At 50.4% G+C, this 17,156-nt stretch carries 11 protein-coding genes; 8 read left to right on the top strand and 3 right to left on the bottom strand.

The genetic code is table 11. The annotated features are described in order from the left end of the window. Positions 1-14 precede the first annotated feature (14 nt). Together PQQ36_RS10205 and PQQ36_RS10200 are read left to right on the top strand one after the other, a co-directional pair. Positions 15-2,417: a pilus assembly protein PapC gene (locus tag PQQ36_RS10205; protein WP_263199174.1), complete on the top strand. Its 2,403-nt coding sequence runs from the start codon at positions 15-17 to the stop codon at positions 2,415-2,417. An 18-nt stretch (positions 2,418-2,435) separates the two neighbouring features. Continuing rightward, complete coding sequence (locus PQQ36_RS10200; protein WP_263199177.1) at positions 2,436-3,323, top strand: hypothetical protein; 888 nt, start codon at positions 2,436-2,438, stop codon at positions 3,321-3,323. An 85-nt stretch (positions 3,324-3,408) separates the two neighbouring features. Here PQQ36_RS10200 and PQQ36_RS10195 read toward each other — a convergent pair whose 3' ends face one another. From PQQ36_RS10195 to PQQ36_RS10185, 3 genes are all read right to left on the bottom strand, one after another. Then, positions 3,409-4,950, bottom strand: a complete 1,542-nt coding sequence (locus tag PQQ36_RS10195; RefSeq protein ID WP_013571909.1) for a tripartite tricarboxylate transporter permease — start codon at positions 4,948-4,950, stop codon at positions 3,409-3,411. A gap of 21 nt (positions 4,951-4,971) precedes the next feature. Then, entirely contained in the window at positions 4,972-5,487 is a 516-nt protein-coding gene (locus PQQ36_RS10190; RefSeq protein ID WP_263216840.1) for a tripartite tricarboxylate transporter TctB family protein, read from the bottom strand. A gap of 241 nt (positions 5,488-5,728) precedes the next feature. After that, positions 5,729-6,700: a tripartite tricarboxylate transporter substrate binding protein gene (locus tag PQQ36_RS10185; protein ID WP_011080575.1), complete on the bottom strand. Its 972-nt coding sequence runs from the start codon at positions 6,698-6,700 to the stop codon at positions 5,729-5,731. 333 nt (positions 6,701-7,033) lie between these two features. Between PQQ36_RS10185 and PQQ36_RS10180 the strand changes: the two genes are divergently transcribed. The 6 genes from PQQ36_RS10180 to prpF all read left to right on the top strand — a co-directional run bounded on the left by PQQ36_RS10180 (position 7,034) and on the right by prpF (position 17,132). Further along, positions 7,034-10,162, top strand: coding sequence for an HD domain-containing phosphohydrolase (locus PQQ36_RS10180; RefSeq protein ID WP_273661138.1), 3,129 nt, complete (start codon positions 7,034-7,036; stop codon positions 10,160-10,162). Positions 10,163-10,304: 142 nt separating this feature from the next. Next, positions 10,305-11,000 (top strand): GntR family transcriptional regulator, encoded by a 696-nt coding sequence (locus PQQ36_RS10175; protein WP_011080573.1) that lies wholly within the window; start codon positions 10,305-10,307, stop codon positions 10,998-11,000. A 12-nt stretch (positions 11,001-11,012) separates the two neighbouring features. Beyond that, positions 11,013-11,909, top strand: a complete 897-nt coding sequence (gene prpB / locus PQQ36_RS10170) for a methylisocitrate lyase (RefSeq protein WP_011080572.1) — start codon at positions 11,013-11,015, stop codon at positions 11,907-11,909. A gap of 170 nt (positions 11,910-12,079) precedes the next feature. Further along, the gene (prpC, locus tag PQQ36_RS10165) at positions 12,080-13,222 is read left to right on the top strand and encodes a bifunctional 2-methylcitrate synthase/citrate synthase (protein ID WP_065090507.1); all 1,143 of its coding nucleotides are present in this window, start codon (positions 12,080-12,082) and stop codon (positions 13,220-13,222) included. A gap of 53 nt (positions 13,223-13,275) precedes the next feature. Beyond that, the gene (gene acnD / locus PQQ36_RS10160; protein WP_434076419.1) at positions 13,276-15,891 is read left to right on the top strand and encodes a Fe/S-dependent 2-methylisocitrate dehydratase AcnD; all 2,616 of its coding nucleotides are present in this window, start codon (positions 13,276-13,278) and stop codon (positions 15,889-15,891) included. A 68-nt stretch (positions 15,892-15,959) separates the two neighbouring features. Then, on the top strand, positions 15,960-17,132 hold the full coding sequence (gene prpF / locus PQQ36_RS10155) for a 2-methylaconitate cis-trans isomerase PrpF (RefSeq protein ID WP_130267962.1): 1,173 nt from the start codon (positions 15,960-15,962) through the stop codon (positions 17,130-17,132). Positions 17,133-17,156 lie beyond the last annotated feature (24 nt).

The following is a 17,156-nucleotide window of genomic DNA, read 5'->3' as shown; positions in this document are numbered from 1 at the left end:
CAAGTAGGTCGATCATGCAGCGATGGTGGTATGCATTCCTATTTCTCTGTTTATGCCCGGTGAGCGGGTTTTGTGCGGAATATCGGCTTTCATTGCCAGTTTGGTATTCCGAGACGCAATTGGGCGAATTGCCGATTGAAATTGAAGGCATGACGCTGAAATCTGTGTCAGCAGAGGCGCTAAATGTGCTATTGGCAGACAGAATTTCCGACGCTTGGTGGCGTGAGCGATTTGCACACCAAAGTGGTGATTTTATCCACGTCGACAAATGGCGCGCGCTTGGCGTTAATTTTCACCTCAACTTAGAGTCACTCACCATTGACCTCATGCTGCCGCAAGAGGCTTTAAGCGAACGCACCTTGAATGCTTCACAACAATATCCGTCTTTTCAAGCATCGGCGAGTGGCAGTGTCAGCTGGCTCAACAGCTTCAATTTTGCTTACAACCGCCATTGGCAAAATGAGAGTGAAAGCTGGTATTCGAGCATCGACTGGCTAAGCCAAATGAACGTGGGTGGCGTCTCTGGCATTAATCTTCAACTGGCCAATCACCTGCAAATGGATGAGGAGAGTCACGACTACGTTCGCGGAGAATGGCTGGCGTTTTACGACGATCCTGATCTGCCACTTCGCGCATCGGTAGGCGATGTGTTCAGTGGTGAGTCCGGCCATCTTTATGGATTGGCATTGGGGGGATTTACCGTAGAAAGCCGTTACGCCGATTTACAGCCTGAACGCTCGATCAGCCCGCAAAGCAGCCAACAGTTGTTGCTGCAAGAATCGGCAGAAGTTGAAGTGTATGTGAATGGAGAGCGAGTCTCCTCTGGCCGCTTAGAGGCTGGAAGGTACAACTTGCAGAACTTGATTTTAGATAATGGTGCGAACGAGATCACCGTCGTGGTGAATTACCTTTCTGGCCGCCAAGAGGTACTGACCTTTACTCAGTTCTACAATGCGCGCCTTTTGCAACAAGGTTTGCTGGATTACGCCTTTTCGGTTGGCCGACCGATTGTTTACCAAGAGCAAGGCATTAAATATGAAGACGCATGGCTGGCGACTGGCTATTTAGAGTATGGGGTGGCAGATTGGCTCACTTTGGGCAGCAATGCACTGTGGGCAAAAGAGGGCGGCGTGATCGGAATGCTGGCCACGGTCAGCAGTGGCTTGGGAAATATCACCAGTCGTTTTTCGTGGAGCCACACTCAAGAGCAAGGTTGGATAGCTTCTCTGGACTATGAAAATAGCGTGATTGGTAATGGCGAGAGTCAATCTCCCAATTTGCGCCTGGCGTATGAGTATTCCGAGCAATTTCAAAGCAAACCGTGGAGAGTGGGGGAAGAGGGGAATCAGTATTCTCAGATTTTGGGCAGCTATTTTTGGCAAATCAGCGACGCTGTCGATCTCACGTTGACAGGTCGCTACACCCTTTTTGACGAAAAAGAGGACGAAGTGCAGACCTCTGTGCTGCTTAACTGGCGTCACAAAGGGCTTACCGTTGGCCTTGGTTCAGAGTATGAAGAGTCAGCGCGATATGTTGAGGGCGATAACCGTCTGTTGTTTACGTTTGAATACAACTGGTATTCAGAACAAGAGAGCCACCGTATTGGGGCGTCGTACAACAGTTTGACGGAGCGAAGCCGACTCTACTTCAACAACGAAGGGCTCAACTATGTCGATGACATTGGCGTGCGTATTGAAACGGAGCAGGACCAAAGCATCAAGAGTCAAAAAGCCATGCTCAGTTATACGGCCAACCGTTTTCGAGTGGAAAGCGAGCTTGTTCGAAAACAAAACCGCCTCGATGACCAAGCGCAGTATCAAGGTTCCGTCAGGCTCGCGACCAGTCTTGGTATGGTGGACGGTGAATGGGGATGGGGCCGAGCGCTTTCTGGGCCTTTTATGGTGGCGAGCATGCATCCCGCTTTGACGGATGCGACCGCGTATTTGGATGTGGATAGCGAAGGGAGAGCCACCGCGCTGGCCACACCACGTATTAACGGTTTGATTTCGATTTCGCAGCCTTATGGCATCAATATCATCGAGTACAACGTGCACAACGCCCCGCTGGGTTATGACTGGGGTTCGGGAAAAGTCGATGTGTCGCCAGGGGCTGCGACAGGGTATCGACTCATCATGGGCTCGGATGCCTCGTACACGGTAACGGGTTTTTTGACGACAACCGAAGGTGAAGCGATCGCCTATCGTCAAGCGAGCCTGATAGTGGACGACAAACGAATGGCGTTTTTTACCAATCAACAAGGTCGATTCTACATTCAAGGCATCGCTCCCGGAGAGTATCGTTTAGAACTATCAGGTTTAAGCGCTGAAACTTTGTGGATTGTGATCCCTGAGTCAGACAACAGCTTGATCAATCTTGGTCAGATTAACGTGGTGCTGATGGACAAATCAGCACATTAAATTGGTAAGGAGGAGAAGATGGATAACTCTCTCACTCGGCGCATCACACGGGTGTTGTTTGGCACTCTGATCTGTTTTGTTTCCCAGCCTCTGGCAGCGGCAGAGCCTGCAACGCAAGCCTGCCAAGGCGAATTTGTTGTGCAGTTGTCCAGTCATCCTGTGGACAACGCAAGCAGTTCCGATAATGCATTGTGGTTCCAAGGCTATGTTGAGTTGGAAGGGGCGCTGCTCGCTTGCTCTCCTCAATTGGTGATTCACGCCAAAAACGGCTGGAAGGCGCCGATTGTTGGGCCTCAAGGCGCAGTGGCGTCTAGCCTATTGGATGGGCAAAGAAAAAGCCTGCATCGTGATCAGCAAGGCAATTTTATTTTACCACTCCATGGTCGAAAGAGAAGTGAGTTTTGGGTACATATTCCTCAAGGAAAAGTGCTACTTTCTGGGCTATATCAAAGTGATTTTGAGTTTAAAGTCAAGGCGGCTGGTAACGAGTTTGGTCGAGCCGTGTCTCTCAATTACCAAGTTAAACCTTTTGTAAGGGCGCGAGTGGAAAGCCGTCAGGGAGCACATGTCTCGGTGTCTGGCACCAACGTCAGTATTGATATGGGCAACTTAACCGAAAAGAATCAACGTCAACTCGATGTGATTGTGGTGAGCAATGGCAGTGTCAAATTGGAACTGGACTCGCTAAACCAAGGTGACATGGTCAACGTTAAAAATGCACGCTATAAAATTCCGTATGCCACTTCTCTTAATGGTCAGCCGCTAAGATTAAACGCACCACATTACTTGCGTCCTCATCAGCAGCGTGAAACACGCTTTCGCTTACAGTTCGAAAATACGCCTATGCCATCGGCAAGAGAAGGGCTCTATGAGGATGAAATGACCATCATGCTGACGGCTTTTTGAGTCGTCATGTTTGAGGCCGAACGCGAACAAAAAAACCGCCTCAATCGAGGCGGTATAACGTAGTGCAATATGGAGATGGTTATTGTTATTTGGTTGCTTGGGGGACGTTCGACTTTGCCGTGTTGGGCTTGATTTTCTGGTAGATCGCACCTAATAGCGGGCTGCTAACCATCAAAATCGCAATCACGGTGAAGGCCAGTGTTAACGGACGTTCCCACAAGAAGCTGATCTGTCCATCTGAAATCATCAATGCGCGGCGTAAGTTTTCTTCCATCAAGCCACCCAAAATAAAGCCAAGCAGCAGAGGGGCGAGTGGGAAGTTGGCAAGACGAAGCGCAATCGCTCCCATCGCCACCAGCAGCATCACAAACACATCCATGGTGTTAAATGAAACCAAATAAACGCCGGTGATAGAGAAGAACAGAATCATCGGTAACAGTACGGTTCTTGGTACTGCCAGCAAGCGCGAGATGTACGGGATCAGCGGCAAGTTCAGGATCAGCAGTACGATGTTGCCGACGTACATGGAGATGATCACCGACCAAAACACATCCGGATGGTCAACAAACAAGCGAGGACCCGGTTGAATACCATAAGCGATCAACGCGCCAAGCATGATGGCTGTGGTGCCCGAGCCAGGAATACCTAGCGTTAGCAGTGGCACAAATGAACCGCTTGAGGCTGCGTTGTTGGCCGACTCAGGCGCGACAAGGCCACGGATGCTGCCTTTACCAAACTCTTCGCGTTTCTCTTTCGGTGCCAAATTGCGCTCCATGCCGTAGCTGAGGAAAGCCGCGATGGTTGCGCCTGCACCCGGTAGAACACCGGTAAAAAAGCCCAGAATAGAAGAACGAATGGAGACGGGAGCCGCTTCTTTGATCTCTTCACGAGTCACTTTCATCGAGCCAATGTTGCTCATGCGCTCTTGCTCTTCGGCGCTGTTGTCTTGATCCGGCTTGAGAATGCCCATCAATGTTTCGCCCAAAGCGAAGGTCGCCATCGCCAATAGCAAGAAGCTGAAGCCATCCATTAAATCAGTCAGGCCGAACGTAAATCGTTCTACACCAACGCCTTTATCAATGCCGACGGTTGAGAGCATCAAGCCAAGGATGGTCATCATCCATGCTTTGATCACTTGTCCTTTGCCCGCAAAAGCCGCTACCGCAGAAAGCCCAACCAACATCAGCGCGAAATAGTCTGAGGATTGGAAACTGAGTGACACGGTGGCCAGTGCAGGTGCCGCCACTAACAGCATGATAGCCGATAGTGTACCGCCAGTAAACGAGGCGTAAGCGGCCAAAGCAAGCGCCTTACCCGCTTGGCCTTTTTGCGCCATTGGGTAGCCATCAAACGCGGTGACTACGGTTGAAGAACAGCCCGGAGCGTTGATCAAAATAGAAGAGGTTGAGCCGCCAAAAATCGCGCCATAGTAAACACCCGCCATCAAAATCATGCCCGAAGAGGGCTCTAGGCCATAGGTGATTGGGATCATCAGCGCAATGGCCGAGATTGGGCCTAAACCCGGTAACATGCCGATAAAGGTACCGACAAAACAACCAATGATCACCATCATCAGGTTCATTGGCATCACTGCGGTCGATAGACCTTGTAAAATTCCGTCTAACATAAAATCAGTTCCTTATGCCAATTACCAAAGGGTAAAAATCAGGCCCGGTTCGAGGTAAACATCCAGCCCCTTGGTGAGCAGTAGATAGAACGCCAATACGAATGGGAAAGAAGCACCAAACAAAACGCTTTTGCGTCGTTCGCCAAGTAGGTAGAACCCCGCCAACAGGAAAAATCCGGTGGCTAAGACGAAGCCAATATAGGTCAAGCCGAAGCCATACAGTGCCATCAGCACCAAGAAAGCGATCAACAGCTTCCAGTCAAACTTGGTCACAGCACCACTTTTGCTGTCTGGTTCGCCCGTCACTAACAGCAGCAACGAAAGCCCAATACCAATCACGGTAAGAATGAAGGGCAGGGTGCGAGCGTTGAACGGCTCGTATTCATCCCCCGGGAATAATGGGATTTGATAGGTTTGGTAGCCATAGCCCAAGCAGAGTAGAAGAAAAATCAACGCCCCGACACGGTCGCGACTAAGGAGAAACTCTGTTGAGAGCAGCTTATTGCTTTTAAACGAACTGGTTGGTAAATCCGACATATCCAACTCCAATCATTGAGGCAAAGACAAAAGAGGAAAAAGCCGTTATTGAAGCGTCAATGAAAAAGAGGGTCATCAACAAGGCGTGCTACTCGTGATAACAGGGACACAGTAGCAAGCAGGACTTTCAATAAACAAAGGAGTAGTTCTACTGCTCGTGGCAGCTCCTCAATAACGGCGAAACTGGATGGGGTTAGTACATGGAATGAGCCTGTCTAACCCCATATGAGGTGTTGCGAGCTTACTTGAGGAAGCCGAGCTCACGCATCAGGTCACCCATCTGCTTCTCTTGCTCTTCTAGGAAGGCGTAGAACTCTTTGTCCGCTTTGTAGTTGTCGATCCAACCATTACGGTCACGAACCACTTTCCACTCATCGGTGTTGTACATCTTGGTCAGAGCCGCGTTCCATTCGTTGATCTTCTCTTGGCTCGCCCCTGGTGCGGCAAAGAAACCACGCCAGTTAGCAAAGACGGTTGGGTTGCCGTATTCAGTTAGAGTAGGAATGTTTGGCGCCGCTTCGATGCGTTTTGGTGCGGTGATCGCCAGCACTTTTACTTGTCCTGATTTCGACATTTCAAGCACTTCGCCTAAACCCGTCGAAAGCAGTTGTGTCTCGCCAGAAAGCAGTGCGGCCATCGCTTTACCACCTGCGTCATAGGCGATGTAGCGTACTTTTTTCGCATCAAAACCTTGGCCTTTAAATGCCGCCGCAGCAACGAGGTGATCCATAGAACCGCGCGCCGAGCCGCCCGCGATTTTCACTTGCAGTGGGTTTGCTTCGAAATCTTTGACCACTTCTTCCCAGCTATTGTATTTGGAATCCGCCGCAACCACGATGGCACCGTAATCAGCCACGGTGGCAGCGACAGGCGTTAAATCGCGGAAGGATTGTGGGAAAACACCGCTCAGTGAACGCACAACGATCGGTGTTGAGTTGATCATCAGCGTGTCTTCTTGACGTTTTGCCGTCTCGATCAGGTGTGCAATGGCTTTACCACCGCCACCACCAGATAGGTTTTGGTATGAGACATTCTCCACCAAATTGGTTTTTTGTAGAACATCACCCGTACCACGAGCGGTCATGTCCCAGCCACCACCTGCACCCCCGGGGATGAGAAAGTGGATTTTTTCGATCTCTGCCGCGAAAGCGTTAAAAGAAAAAGAGGCGGCGATGATCGATGCGGCCAGTGTAGGTTTGAGTGCCTTAAACATGTTTCACGTTCCTTATGTCGGCGCTTCGGTGATGAAGCGAACTTACTGTTATCTGTGGTTCTTGTTATCAGTGCTTCCTACTCGCTGTGGCGGGTTAGGAATGATGAAAGGTTAAAAAGGTGTTAACGAATTGTCTCTAATAGGCAGTTAAAAAAAATAACGGTCATAAAGTCGATTTTGTTCATAAAGTTCACGGAAACTTTGGCAAAAAAACCAATATGCACTTGTGGTTATATGAGGTGGAGTAAATACTAAAATGCAACCTAATGCATTAGGTTGAATAACGATAAATAGGCTTAAAACTCGCATATTTGCCAATGGAGGGCAGCAATTATGAAGAGTTCATTGCGTCAGGCTAGAAAGTTTTCCATACGTTTTACCGTTGGTAGCATGTTTTTGATTGCGACCATGATGACGGCACTTGTCGCCATTTCTTTGCAGTACCACTTCGGTAAAGCCATGTCCCAAGAACAAGTGATGTCGAAATTGACGCTGGCTTCTGCCGATGTTAGTGACTATGTCAAAGAAATTGAACTGAGTGCCAGTAACAGCGCGCGGATCTTAAAAAGCGTTGCGATGGCCACGGAGAACAAATTCACTCAGCAAGAAATCCAAACTTTGATCACCGAGGTGCTCGAGGACAATCCGATGTTCTACAGCATCTACTATGGCAAAGAAAACGAGGATTTCTATCAAATCATCAATCTGAATTCGTCCCCCATTGTGCGAGAAAAAATGTCGGCAACGGAGAATGAACGTTGGGTGGTGATGGATATCCGAGGTGAGGGCATTAAGCGCACTCGTGTCACCCGATACTATGACGTGAATCGTGCCGTGACTCGCACCATTCGTGAGCCGAGCCGATACTTGCCAACGGAGCGCCCTTGGTATGATGCGGCGCAGGCGGATCGCATTACCAAGACAGAACCGTATCTGTTCCAGCATTTGAAGATCACAGGGCAGACCTATTCCATCCGCAGTAGCCATTCGGTGATTGGTATTGATATCGTGCTTTCCGCTGTTGCTTCTCACATGACGCCAGAAGCGATGGGGCTTAGCGAAGGGCAAGGTATTTCGGCGTTTTTATTCAATCGCAAAGGCGAAATCATTGCAGAAAGCCGTCAAGAGCAACGTGATGAACAACGAATGCCAGCCATATCGCCGATTGCACTGACCGCCGAGCAAAAAGAGGCCATTGTCGCGGCTGGGGTGCTTAAAGTCTCGAACCAACTCAACTGGATGCCGTTTGATTTTAGCCAATCGGGTGAGCCAAGAGGTTACGCGGTCGATCTTTTGAAAATGATTGCCACGATGACGGGGTTGCAATTTGAGTTCACTAACGGTTTCAGTTCGGCAGAGCTTAAGCAGCGTTATCACGATGGTGAGGTGGACATTTTAAACGCAGTGTTTGCGTCCGAATCGTTAAATGGCTTAACCAGCCAACCGTTGTTTTACCTTGAGCCAGCGGTGGCGACGCTCAATCGTGAAACCAATCAAAGCGGACATTCAATCTCGGATGCCAAGGTGCGCGTCGGCATGGTACAAGGGCAGAACTTTGCGCTGCAAAAGTCGTCAACAGAGATTCGTACCTATGCCGATTTGACCTTGGCATTAAACGGGTTGCTGCAAGGCGAGGTGGGGAGTGTGGTGCACAGCTATCACTCTTTGAAACAGCGTAAAGAAAGTAGCTTAGCTCGAACCATCCAGTTAGAAAAAATGCCGATGGCAGAGAAGGTCCCGGTATTTCTTTATCTCAACCAGACGCAACCTGCGTTGCTAGAGGTGATTAATAAGGCATTAAGCGAGCTCAGTGAGGCGCAAAAAGCGTGGCTCGCACAGAAATGGCTCAACCATTATCGCGACAACAGCTTTGTCCCTTACAGTGAGCTACTTGAAATGGCGGCTCAGCCAGATTTACACGGCGAGATGAACGTTGTCGAAATTGGCGGTGCGACACGCTATGTCTATTTGGTACCCATCAACAGCAACCAAGAATTTCTTGCTGTTGTGGTCCCAGAGGATGTGGTGATGGGCCAAGTGATGCAGCAGTTATGGCGCTCACTGGCGATCACGATCGCTGCGATGGTGATTCTATTGCCAACATCGTGGATTTTTGGCTCGCCAATTGTTCGCCCGATTTCTGCTTTGATTGCGCAAACACGCAAGATCAAACAACGACGTTTTGATGAGGTAGTGCCGGTTGAAACGCGCATCAAAGAGGTCTCGCAGTTATCTCAAGCGATGATGGACATGGTGGCGGAAATCAAAAAGCATCAAAAAGCGCAGGAGGAATTTGTTGAAGCTTTTATCCAACTCATCGCTGGAGCCATCGATGATAAGTCACCCTATACCGCGGGTCACTGTAACCGTGTTCCCGAGTTGGGGCTGATGTTGGCGAAAGTGGCGGAAGAGTGTCAAGAAGGTAAATTCAAAGCGTTTAAATTCAAAAACAATGCCGAGCGTAGAGAGTTTAGAATTGCGGCTTGGTTGCACGATTGCGGCAAAATAACGACCCCAGAGCATGTTGTCGACAAAGGTTCTAAGCTCGAAGCCAACTACAACCGTATTCATGAAATTCGCACTCGCTTTGAAGTGTTGTGGCGTGATGCAGAGATTGAATATCTCAATCGCCTGATTGCGGGAAGCGCTCCAAAAGAGCAGGCCGAAGCGCAACTCTTACAACGCAGAGAAAAGTTACAAGAAGAGTTTGCGTTTATTGCCCGTTGTAATGTCGGTGGTGAATTCATGCAACAAGAGGCGATTGAGCGAATTGAGCAAATCGCAGCGCAAACTTGGTTGCGGCATTTTGACGATCGCTTAGGTTTGTCTCCGTTGGAAGAATCCCGACTCACCACACCGTCTGCGCCACTACCAGCCATTGAGCCACTATTGGTGGATAGGGTTGATCACATCATTGAGCGCGACAGACCGATGCAGTTTGATGCCAAATATGGCATCAACATCGACGTGCCAGAGCACCTCTACAATTTAGGGGAGATTTACAACCTCTCGATTCGCGCAGGGACATTAACACGTGAAGATCGCTTCAAAATCAATGAGCACATGATCAGTGGCATTAAGATGTTGGAATCTTTGCCATTCCCCGAGGAACTTGCGCGAGTGCCACGCTACGCCTCGACTCACCATGAAACGCTCAAAGGCACGGGGTATCCGCGCAAACTGAGTGCCGATCAGCTCTCCATTCCGGAGCGTATCCTTGTGATTGCCGATATTTTTGAGGCGCTGACGGCGGCTGATCGCCCTTATAAGAAAGCCAAACCACTCAGTGTAGCTGTCGACATTATGTACAAAATGGCCCTTGATGAGCATTTGGACATGGATTTGTTCTTACTGTTCTTGAAAAGCGGAACTTACCTTGAATACGCACAGATGTTTTTGCGTGAGAAACAGATAGATAGCGTTGATATCAATAAATACATTAATGCCACTCTGGCGGCGTAATGGCGAATTAGAAGAGATGGTGAGCGCTTATACCTTAGTCTAAATTGTCGACAATTTACTTGATTGTCGACAATTTGATCGACTATTTTATATTCAGAGACAGACATTGTTGACAGATTGCAGTCAGGAAACGTATTTGAATATGAATGTAGACACCAAAGCCATTGGCAAACTTGCGGGCAGCGACAAGGAAAACACCAAATCCGAATCGCTGACCGAATCCTTGGTTGAAGCGATTGTGAATGGACAAATCGCACCGGGAAGCAAAATCTCGGAACCCGAGTTAGCCAAGCATTATCACGTGAGCCGAGGCCCACTGCGTGAGGCGATGATGCGACTAGAAGGGCTTGGCTTGATCGAACGTGTTCCTCATGTTGGGGCGCGTGTGATAACTCTTTCACCTGAAAAATTGGTGGAGCTGTATGCGGTGCGTGAAGCACTAGAAGGCATGGCCGCGAGGCTTGCCGCTCGCTACATCAGCCAAGAAGAGCTGTTGAGCCTTGAACTGCTATTGTCGACACATTCGAAACACATTGATGAAGTAGAAGGTTCCTCTTACTTCCATCAACACGGTGATTTCGACTTTCACTACCGCATCATCAAAGCCAGTCGCAACCGCGAATTGATCGCGCTGCTGTGTGACGAGCTGTACCACTTACTGCGCATGTATCGCTATCAATCACCGCGTGCCCAATCACGACCCAAAGAAGCGTTGGAAGAGCACAAATTCATTCTGCAAGCGATTCGCAATCGAGATGAAGAGTTGTCGGAAATGTTGATGAGAAGACACATCTCCGGCAGCCGAAAATTAATCGAACAACAGATCCTAAAGGATTAGAGGAAACGTGTTATGAGCTTAACTCCGGGGGCGAAGTTCAGACTCGCCGTACAACAAAACGATCCGCTGCAAATCGTCGGCACCATCAACCCTTATTGCGCCATGATGGCCAAACGCCTCGGCCATCAAGCCATTTACCTTTCTGGCGGCGGTATCGCTAATGCGTCTTACGGCTTGCCGGACTTAGGCATCACCACACTTAACGACGTGCTGGTGGACGTAGAGCGCATCACCAACGCCTGTGATTTGCCTCTGCTGGTGGACATTGACACTGGTTTTGGCGGCGCATTCAACATCGCGCGCACCATCAAAGCGATGGAAAAAGCTGGCGCAGCCGCGGTTCACATGGAAGATCAAGTGGCGCAAAAACGTTGTGGCCACCGCCCAAACAAAGCGATTGTTTCTCAGCAAGAAATGGTCGATCGCGTTAAAGCGGCGGTGGATGCACGAGTCGATGACAACTTTGTGATTATGGCGCGTACCGATGCGCTGGCGGTGGAAGGGATTGATAGTGCAATTGAGCGTGCGATTGCCTGTGTAGAAGCGGGCGCGGACATGATTTTCCCCGAAGCAATGAACAAACTTGAGCAGTATCAGCAATTTTCTGCTGCTTTGGCGCAAGCCACGGGCAAGCACGTGCCGATATTGGCCAACATTACCGAATTTGGCCAAACCCCCTTGTATGGTTGTGAAGAATTGGCCAAATCCAACGTGGATATGGTGCTGTATCCGTTGAGTGCCTTCCGCGCGATGAACAAAGCGGCGGAAATGGTCTATCGCCACTTGTTGGAAGTGGGCAATCAAGAGGCGTTAATCGACTCCATGCAGACGCGTAAAGAGCTCTATGACTATCTCAACTATCACGCGTACGAAGACAAGCTCGATCAGCTGTTTTCAGAAGGAAAATAATCCCAACGCGCTTTTTAGATGAGAGCAAAGTGGGGAAGCCCAAGATAAGAAAAACAAAAAACGGAAGTTCAAGAAGAATACCGTCGGAATTAACTTAATCCAATAACGTGAAACCGTCTGATGATAAACGCTCCACTAGAGAGCAACGTCAGACAGAAAAGGAGTTCAAAATGCCTAGTTCTTTAACGAAGAAAGGTGAGTTAGGTGGCGCAGGCCTGCGTGGTCAAAGCGCTGGAAGCACCGCTTTATGTACTGTCGGTAAAACGGGGACAGGGTTAACCTATCGTGGTTATGACATCACAGACTTGGCCAACCATGCGCAATTTGAAGAAGTGGCGCACTTGCTGTTACGCGGTCACTTACCAACGCAGCAAGAGTTGGATGCTTACAAAACTCGCCTGATTGGCCTGCGTGGCTTACCGGCAGAGTTGAAGCAAGCGCTGGAGCTGATCCCTGCTTCTGCGCATCCTATGGATGTGATGCGTACAGGCTGCTCTGTGCTGGGGAACTTAGAACAAGAAACCGATTTTTCGCAGCAGCTTGACGCGACAGAGCGCATGTTGGCGCTGTTCCCAGCGATCATTTGTTACTGGTATCGCTTTAGCCACGATGGCGTGCGCATCGATACGCAAGACCAATCGCAAGATTGCATCGGTGGTTACTTCCTCAAAATGCTCACGGGCAAAGAGCCCAGTGAACTGCATAAACAGGTGATGCATTGTTCGCTGATTTTGTATGCAGAGCACGAGTTTAATGCCTCTACCTTTGCCGCTCGTGTGTGCGCCTCAACGCTGTCTGATATTCATTCTTGTGTAACCGCGGCGATTGGCACTTTGCGTGGTCCTTTGCATGGTGGTGCTAATGAGGCCGCGATGGAGATGATCGAAAACTGGCAAACACCAGAAGAGGCGGAAAGCAACATCCTGCGCATGTTGGCCAACAAAGAGAAAATCATGGGCTTTGGTCATGCGATTTATCGCGAAAGCGACCCACGTAATGCTCTGATCAAACGTTGGTCAAAAGCCTTGGCAGAAGCGGTGGGCGATACCCATCTTTACGCCGTCTCAGAACGTGTGGAAGCGGTGATGAAACGCGAGAAAGATCTGTTTTGTAACGCCGATTTCTTCCATGCCTCGGCCTATCACTTCATGGACATTCCCACCAAGCTGTTTACGCCGATTTTCGTCATGAGTCGCTTAACAGGCTGGACGGCGCACGTGTTTGAGCAGCGCGCCAATAACCGAATCATCCGTCCAAGTGCTGATTATATTGGCCCAGATCACCAAGATTGGGTACCGATTGAACAGCGCTAGCGCCTAGAGATTGACCTCTCCTCGTCGCGAGGGGAGGTTTTCCGCCCTTTTGCATGGGAAGCAAGTCCATGAGCAATAAAAACAATACCTTATATCGCAAACCTCTACCGGGCAGTTCGCTGGATTACTTTGATGCGCGTGAAGCGGTCGAGGCGATATTTCCAGGCGCGTACGCGCGTTTGCCATACACTTCGCGCGTATTGGCAGAACAACTGGTGCGCCGCTGTGAACCTAGCGTGCTCACCGACAGTCTGAAACAGTTGATTGAACGACGTCGCGATCTTGATTTTCCTTGGTATCCAGCACGCGTGGTTTGCCACGATATTTTGGGCCAAACCGCATTAGTCGACCTTGCCGGTCTGCGTGACGCGATCGCCGAGCAAGGTGGTAATCCAGCGAACGTCAATCCTGTGGTGGAAACCCAACTGATTGTCGATCACTCGTTGGCGGTGGAATATGGCGGTTTTGACCCAGAGGCGTTTGAGAAAAATCGCGCCATCGAGGAGCGTCGTAACGAAGACCGATTCCACTTCATCGAGTGGTGTAAAACCGCGTTTGAAAACGTCAGTGTGATTCCGGCGGGTAACGGCATCATGCACCAAATCAATTTGGAAAAAATGTCGCCAGTGGTGCAGGTAAAAGAGGGCATCGCCTTTCCTGATACCTGTGTTGGTACCGACAGCCATACGCCACATGTCGATGCCCTTGGCGTGATTGCCATTGGCGTCGGTGGCTTAGAAGCGGAAACCGTGATGCTCGGCCGCCCATCAATGATGCGTTTGCCCGATATCGTCGGTGTGAAGCTGGTAGGTCAGCGTCAACCGGGCATTACCGCCACCGATATTGTGTTAGCCATTACTGAATTTCTGCGTCAAGAACGGGTGGTTTCCGCTTATCTTGAATTCTTTGGCGAAGGGGCGAAAGCACTGACGATTGGCGATCGCGCGACCATTTCTAACATGACGCCGGAATATGGTGCGACCGCGGGCATGTTCTACATCGACGAGCAGACAATCAACTACCTACGCTTAACAGGGCGCGAGCCAGAGCAAGTGGCTTTGGTGGAAAACTACGCCAAACACACCGGATTATGGGCCGACGATTTGCATCAGGTCGATTATGAGCGTGTGCTGGAGTTTGACTTGTCTCAGGTCACGCGCAATCTTGCTGGGCCGTCTAACCCTCATCGCCGTTTGCCCACCTCTGAATTGGCCAGCCGTGGCATTGCCGGGCAATACCAAGAAAAAGAAGGTGAACTGCCAGATGGCGCAGTGATCATCGCCGCCATTACCTCGTGCACCAACACCAGTAACCCTCGCAATGTTGTCGCGGCAGGGTTGTTGGCGAAGAAAGCCAACCAGTTGGGTCTCATTCGTAAACCTTGGGTGAAATCCTCCTTTGCACCCGGCTCAAAAGTGGCCAAGCTTTATCTTGAAGAAGCGGGGTTATTGCCCGAGCTCGAAAAGCTCGGATTTGGCATCGTCGCGTATGCTTGTACCACCTGTAATGGCATGAGTGGCGCGCTCGACCCTAAGATTCAGCAAGAGATCATCGACCGCGATCTCTACGCGACTGCGGTGTTGTCGGGTAACCGCAACTTTGACGGCCGTATTCACCCCTATGCCAAACAAGCGTTTCTTGCCTCTCCGCCTTTGGTGGTGGCGTATGCGATTGCTGGCACGATGCGTTTTGATATTGAGCGCGATGTGCTGGGGATGGATAGCAGCGGCAAAGCGATTTATCTGCGCGATATTTGGCCAAGCGACGAAGAGATCGACGAGGTCGTGGGCAGCTCAGTGAAGCCTGAACAGTTCCGCCAAGTCTACATTCAAATGTTCAAACTGGATGAAAGTGAACGTAGTGAATCGCCGCTTTACGATTGGCGTCCGATGAGCACTTATATTCGCCGGCCACCTTATTGGGAGGGCGCACTCGCTGGTGAGCGTACGCTTTCAGGCATGCGGCCTTTGGCCATTTTGGGGGACAACATTACCACCGATCACCTTTCGCCATCGAATGCGATTTTGGCCAGCTCGGCGGCGGGCGAATACTTGGCAAAAATGGGCGTGCCAGAGGAGGACTTTAACTCCTACGCCACCCATCGCGGCGATCACTTAACCGCGCAACGTGCAACGTTCGCTAACCCGAAACTGTTTAATGAAATGGTGAAAGAAAAGGGCCAAGTGGTGCAAGGATCGCTCGCTCGAGTGGAGCCAGAGGGGAAAGTTACTCGCATGTGGGAAGCGATTGAAACCTACATGCAGCGCAAGCAGCCATTGATCATTGTCGCAGGGGCGGATTACGGACAAGGCTCCTCTCGCGATTGGGCGGCAAAAGGGGTTCGACTTGCTGGCGTAGAAGCGATCGTTGCGGAAGGTTTTGAGCGCATTCACCGCACCAACCTCGTCGGTATGGGCGTATTGCCGCTGCAGTTTAAAGCGGGTGTGAATCGTAACAGCCTGCAACTGGATGGCACCGAGCTCTATGACGTGATGGGGGAAATCAAACCCGGAGCCGACCTCGCACTGGTCATCACTCGTACCATTGGGGAAAAAATCGATGTCGCGGTGACGTGTCGTCTTGATACCGAAGATGAAGTGCATGTCTATCAAGCTGGCGGCGTGTTGCAGCGGTTCGCGCAAGATTTTCTCTCCGAGCAAGGAGCGTAACGATGAAACCTTCTAGACAATCCTCTACGCATAGCTCCACCAAAAGCTCCCCGCAACGCGATGCGCGGATGAGCCAAATGAAAGTGCCTGCCACGTATATGCGAGGCGGCACCAGCAAGGGGGTGTTTTTCAACCTTGCGGATTTACCGCCAGAGGCACAAGTTGCCGGGGAAAAACGTGACCAACTGCTGCTGCGCGTGATCGGCAGCCCAGATCCTTACGGCAAACAGATTGACGGCATGGGCGGGGCGACATCCAGCACCAGCAAAACGGTGATTGTGAGCAAAAGTAGCCGCGCCGATCACGATGTTGATTACCTGTTTGGTCAAGTCTCTATCGACAAACCGTTTGTCGATTGGAGCGGTAACTGTGGCAACTTGTCTGCTGCGGTTGGCCCATTTGCCATCCATGCTGGCTTGATTGACGAAAAACGCATTCCTCAAAATGGCGTGGTGACGGTGAAAGTGTGGCAAGCCAACATTGGCAAAACCATTGAAGTGCACGTGCCCATTCAACATGGTTTGGTGCAGGAAACGGGCGAGTTTTCTCTTGATGGCGTGACATTTCCTGCTGCAGAGATCCAAGTGGATTTCGTTGACCCAGCCGATGGCGAGGGGAGCATGTTTCCCACTGGCAATTTGATGGATGATCTTGTCGTACCGGGTATTGGCACCTTTAACGCCACGCTCATTAATGCGGGCATTCCCACCATTTTCCTTGATGCTGAGGCGTTGGGGTATTTGGGGACGGAACTGCAAGAGCAGATCAATAATGATGAGCAAGCGTTAGCGAAGTTTGAAACCATTCGTGCTTATGGCGCGCTAAAAATGGGTTTGATTACTTCGATTGAAGAAGCAGAAGGTCGCCAGCACACCCCAAAAGTGGCGTTTGTCGCGAAGCCGAAAAGTTACCAAGCCTCAAGTGGCAAAGTGGTGGAGGCAGGAGAGGTTGATCTGCTGGTTCGCGCCCTTTCAATGGGCAAGCTGCATCACGCCATGATGGGGACCGCAGCGGTCGCGATTGGAGCAGCCGCTTGCGTGCCGGGCACTTTAGTGAACTTGGCTGCCGGTGGTGGCGAGAAACAAGCCGTCACCTTTGGCCATCCGTCTGGAACGCTCAAAGTCGGTGCTCAAGCAAAAGCCACTGAACAAGGTTGGGTGGTAGAAAAAGCTATTATGAGCCGCAGCGCTCGCATACTGATGGAGGGCTTTGTGCGTGTTCCCTCCGATCTCTTTGAATAAATCTTAGCTTACTTGTTCAAAGAG

It is taken from the genome of Vibrio sp. CCUG 15886 (assembly GCF_028570825.1).
In the GTDB taxonomy this organism is placed as follows: Bacteria; Pseudomonadota; Gammaproteobacteria; order Enterobacterales; family Vibrionaceae; genus Vibrio; species Vibrio vulnificus_B.
This window is presented reverse-complemented; position numbering and strand designations above follow the sequence as displayed.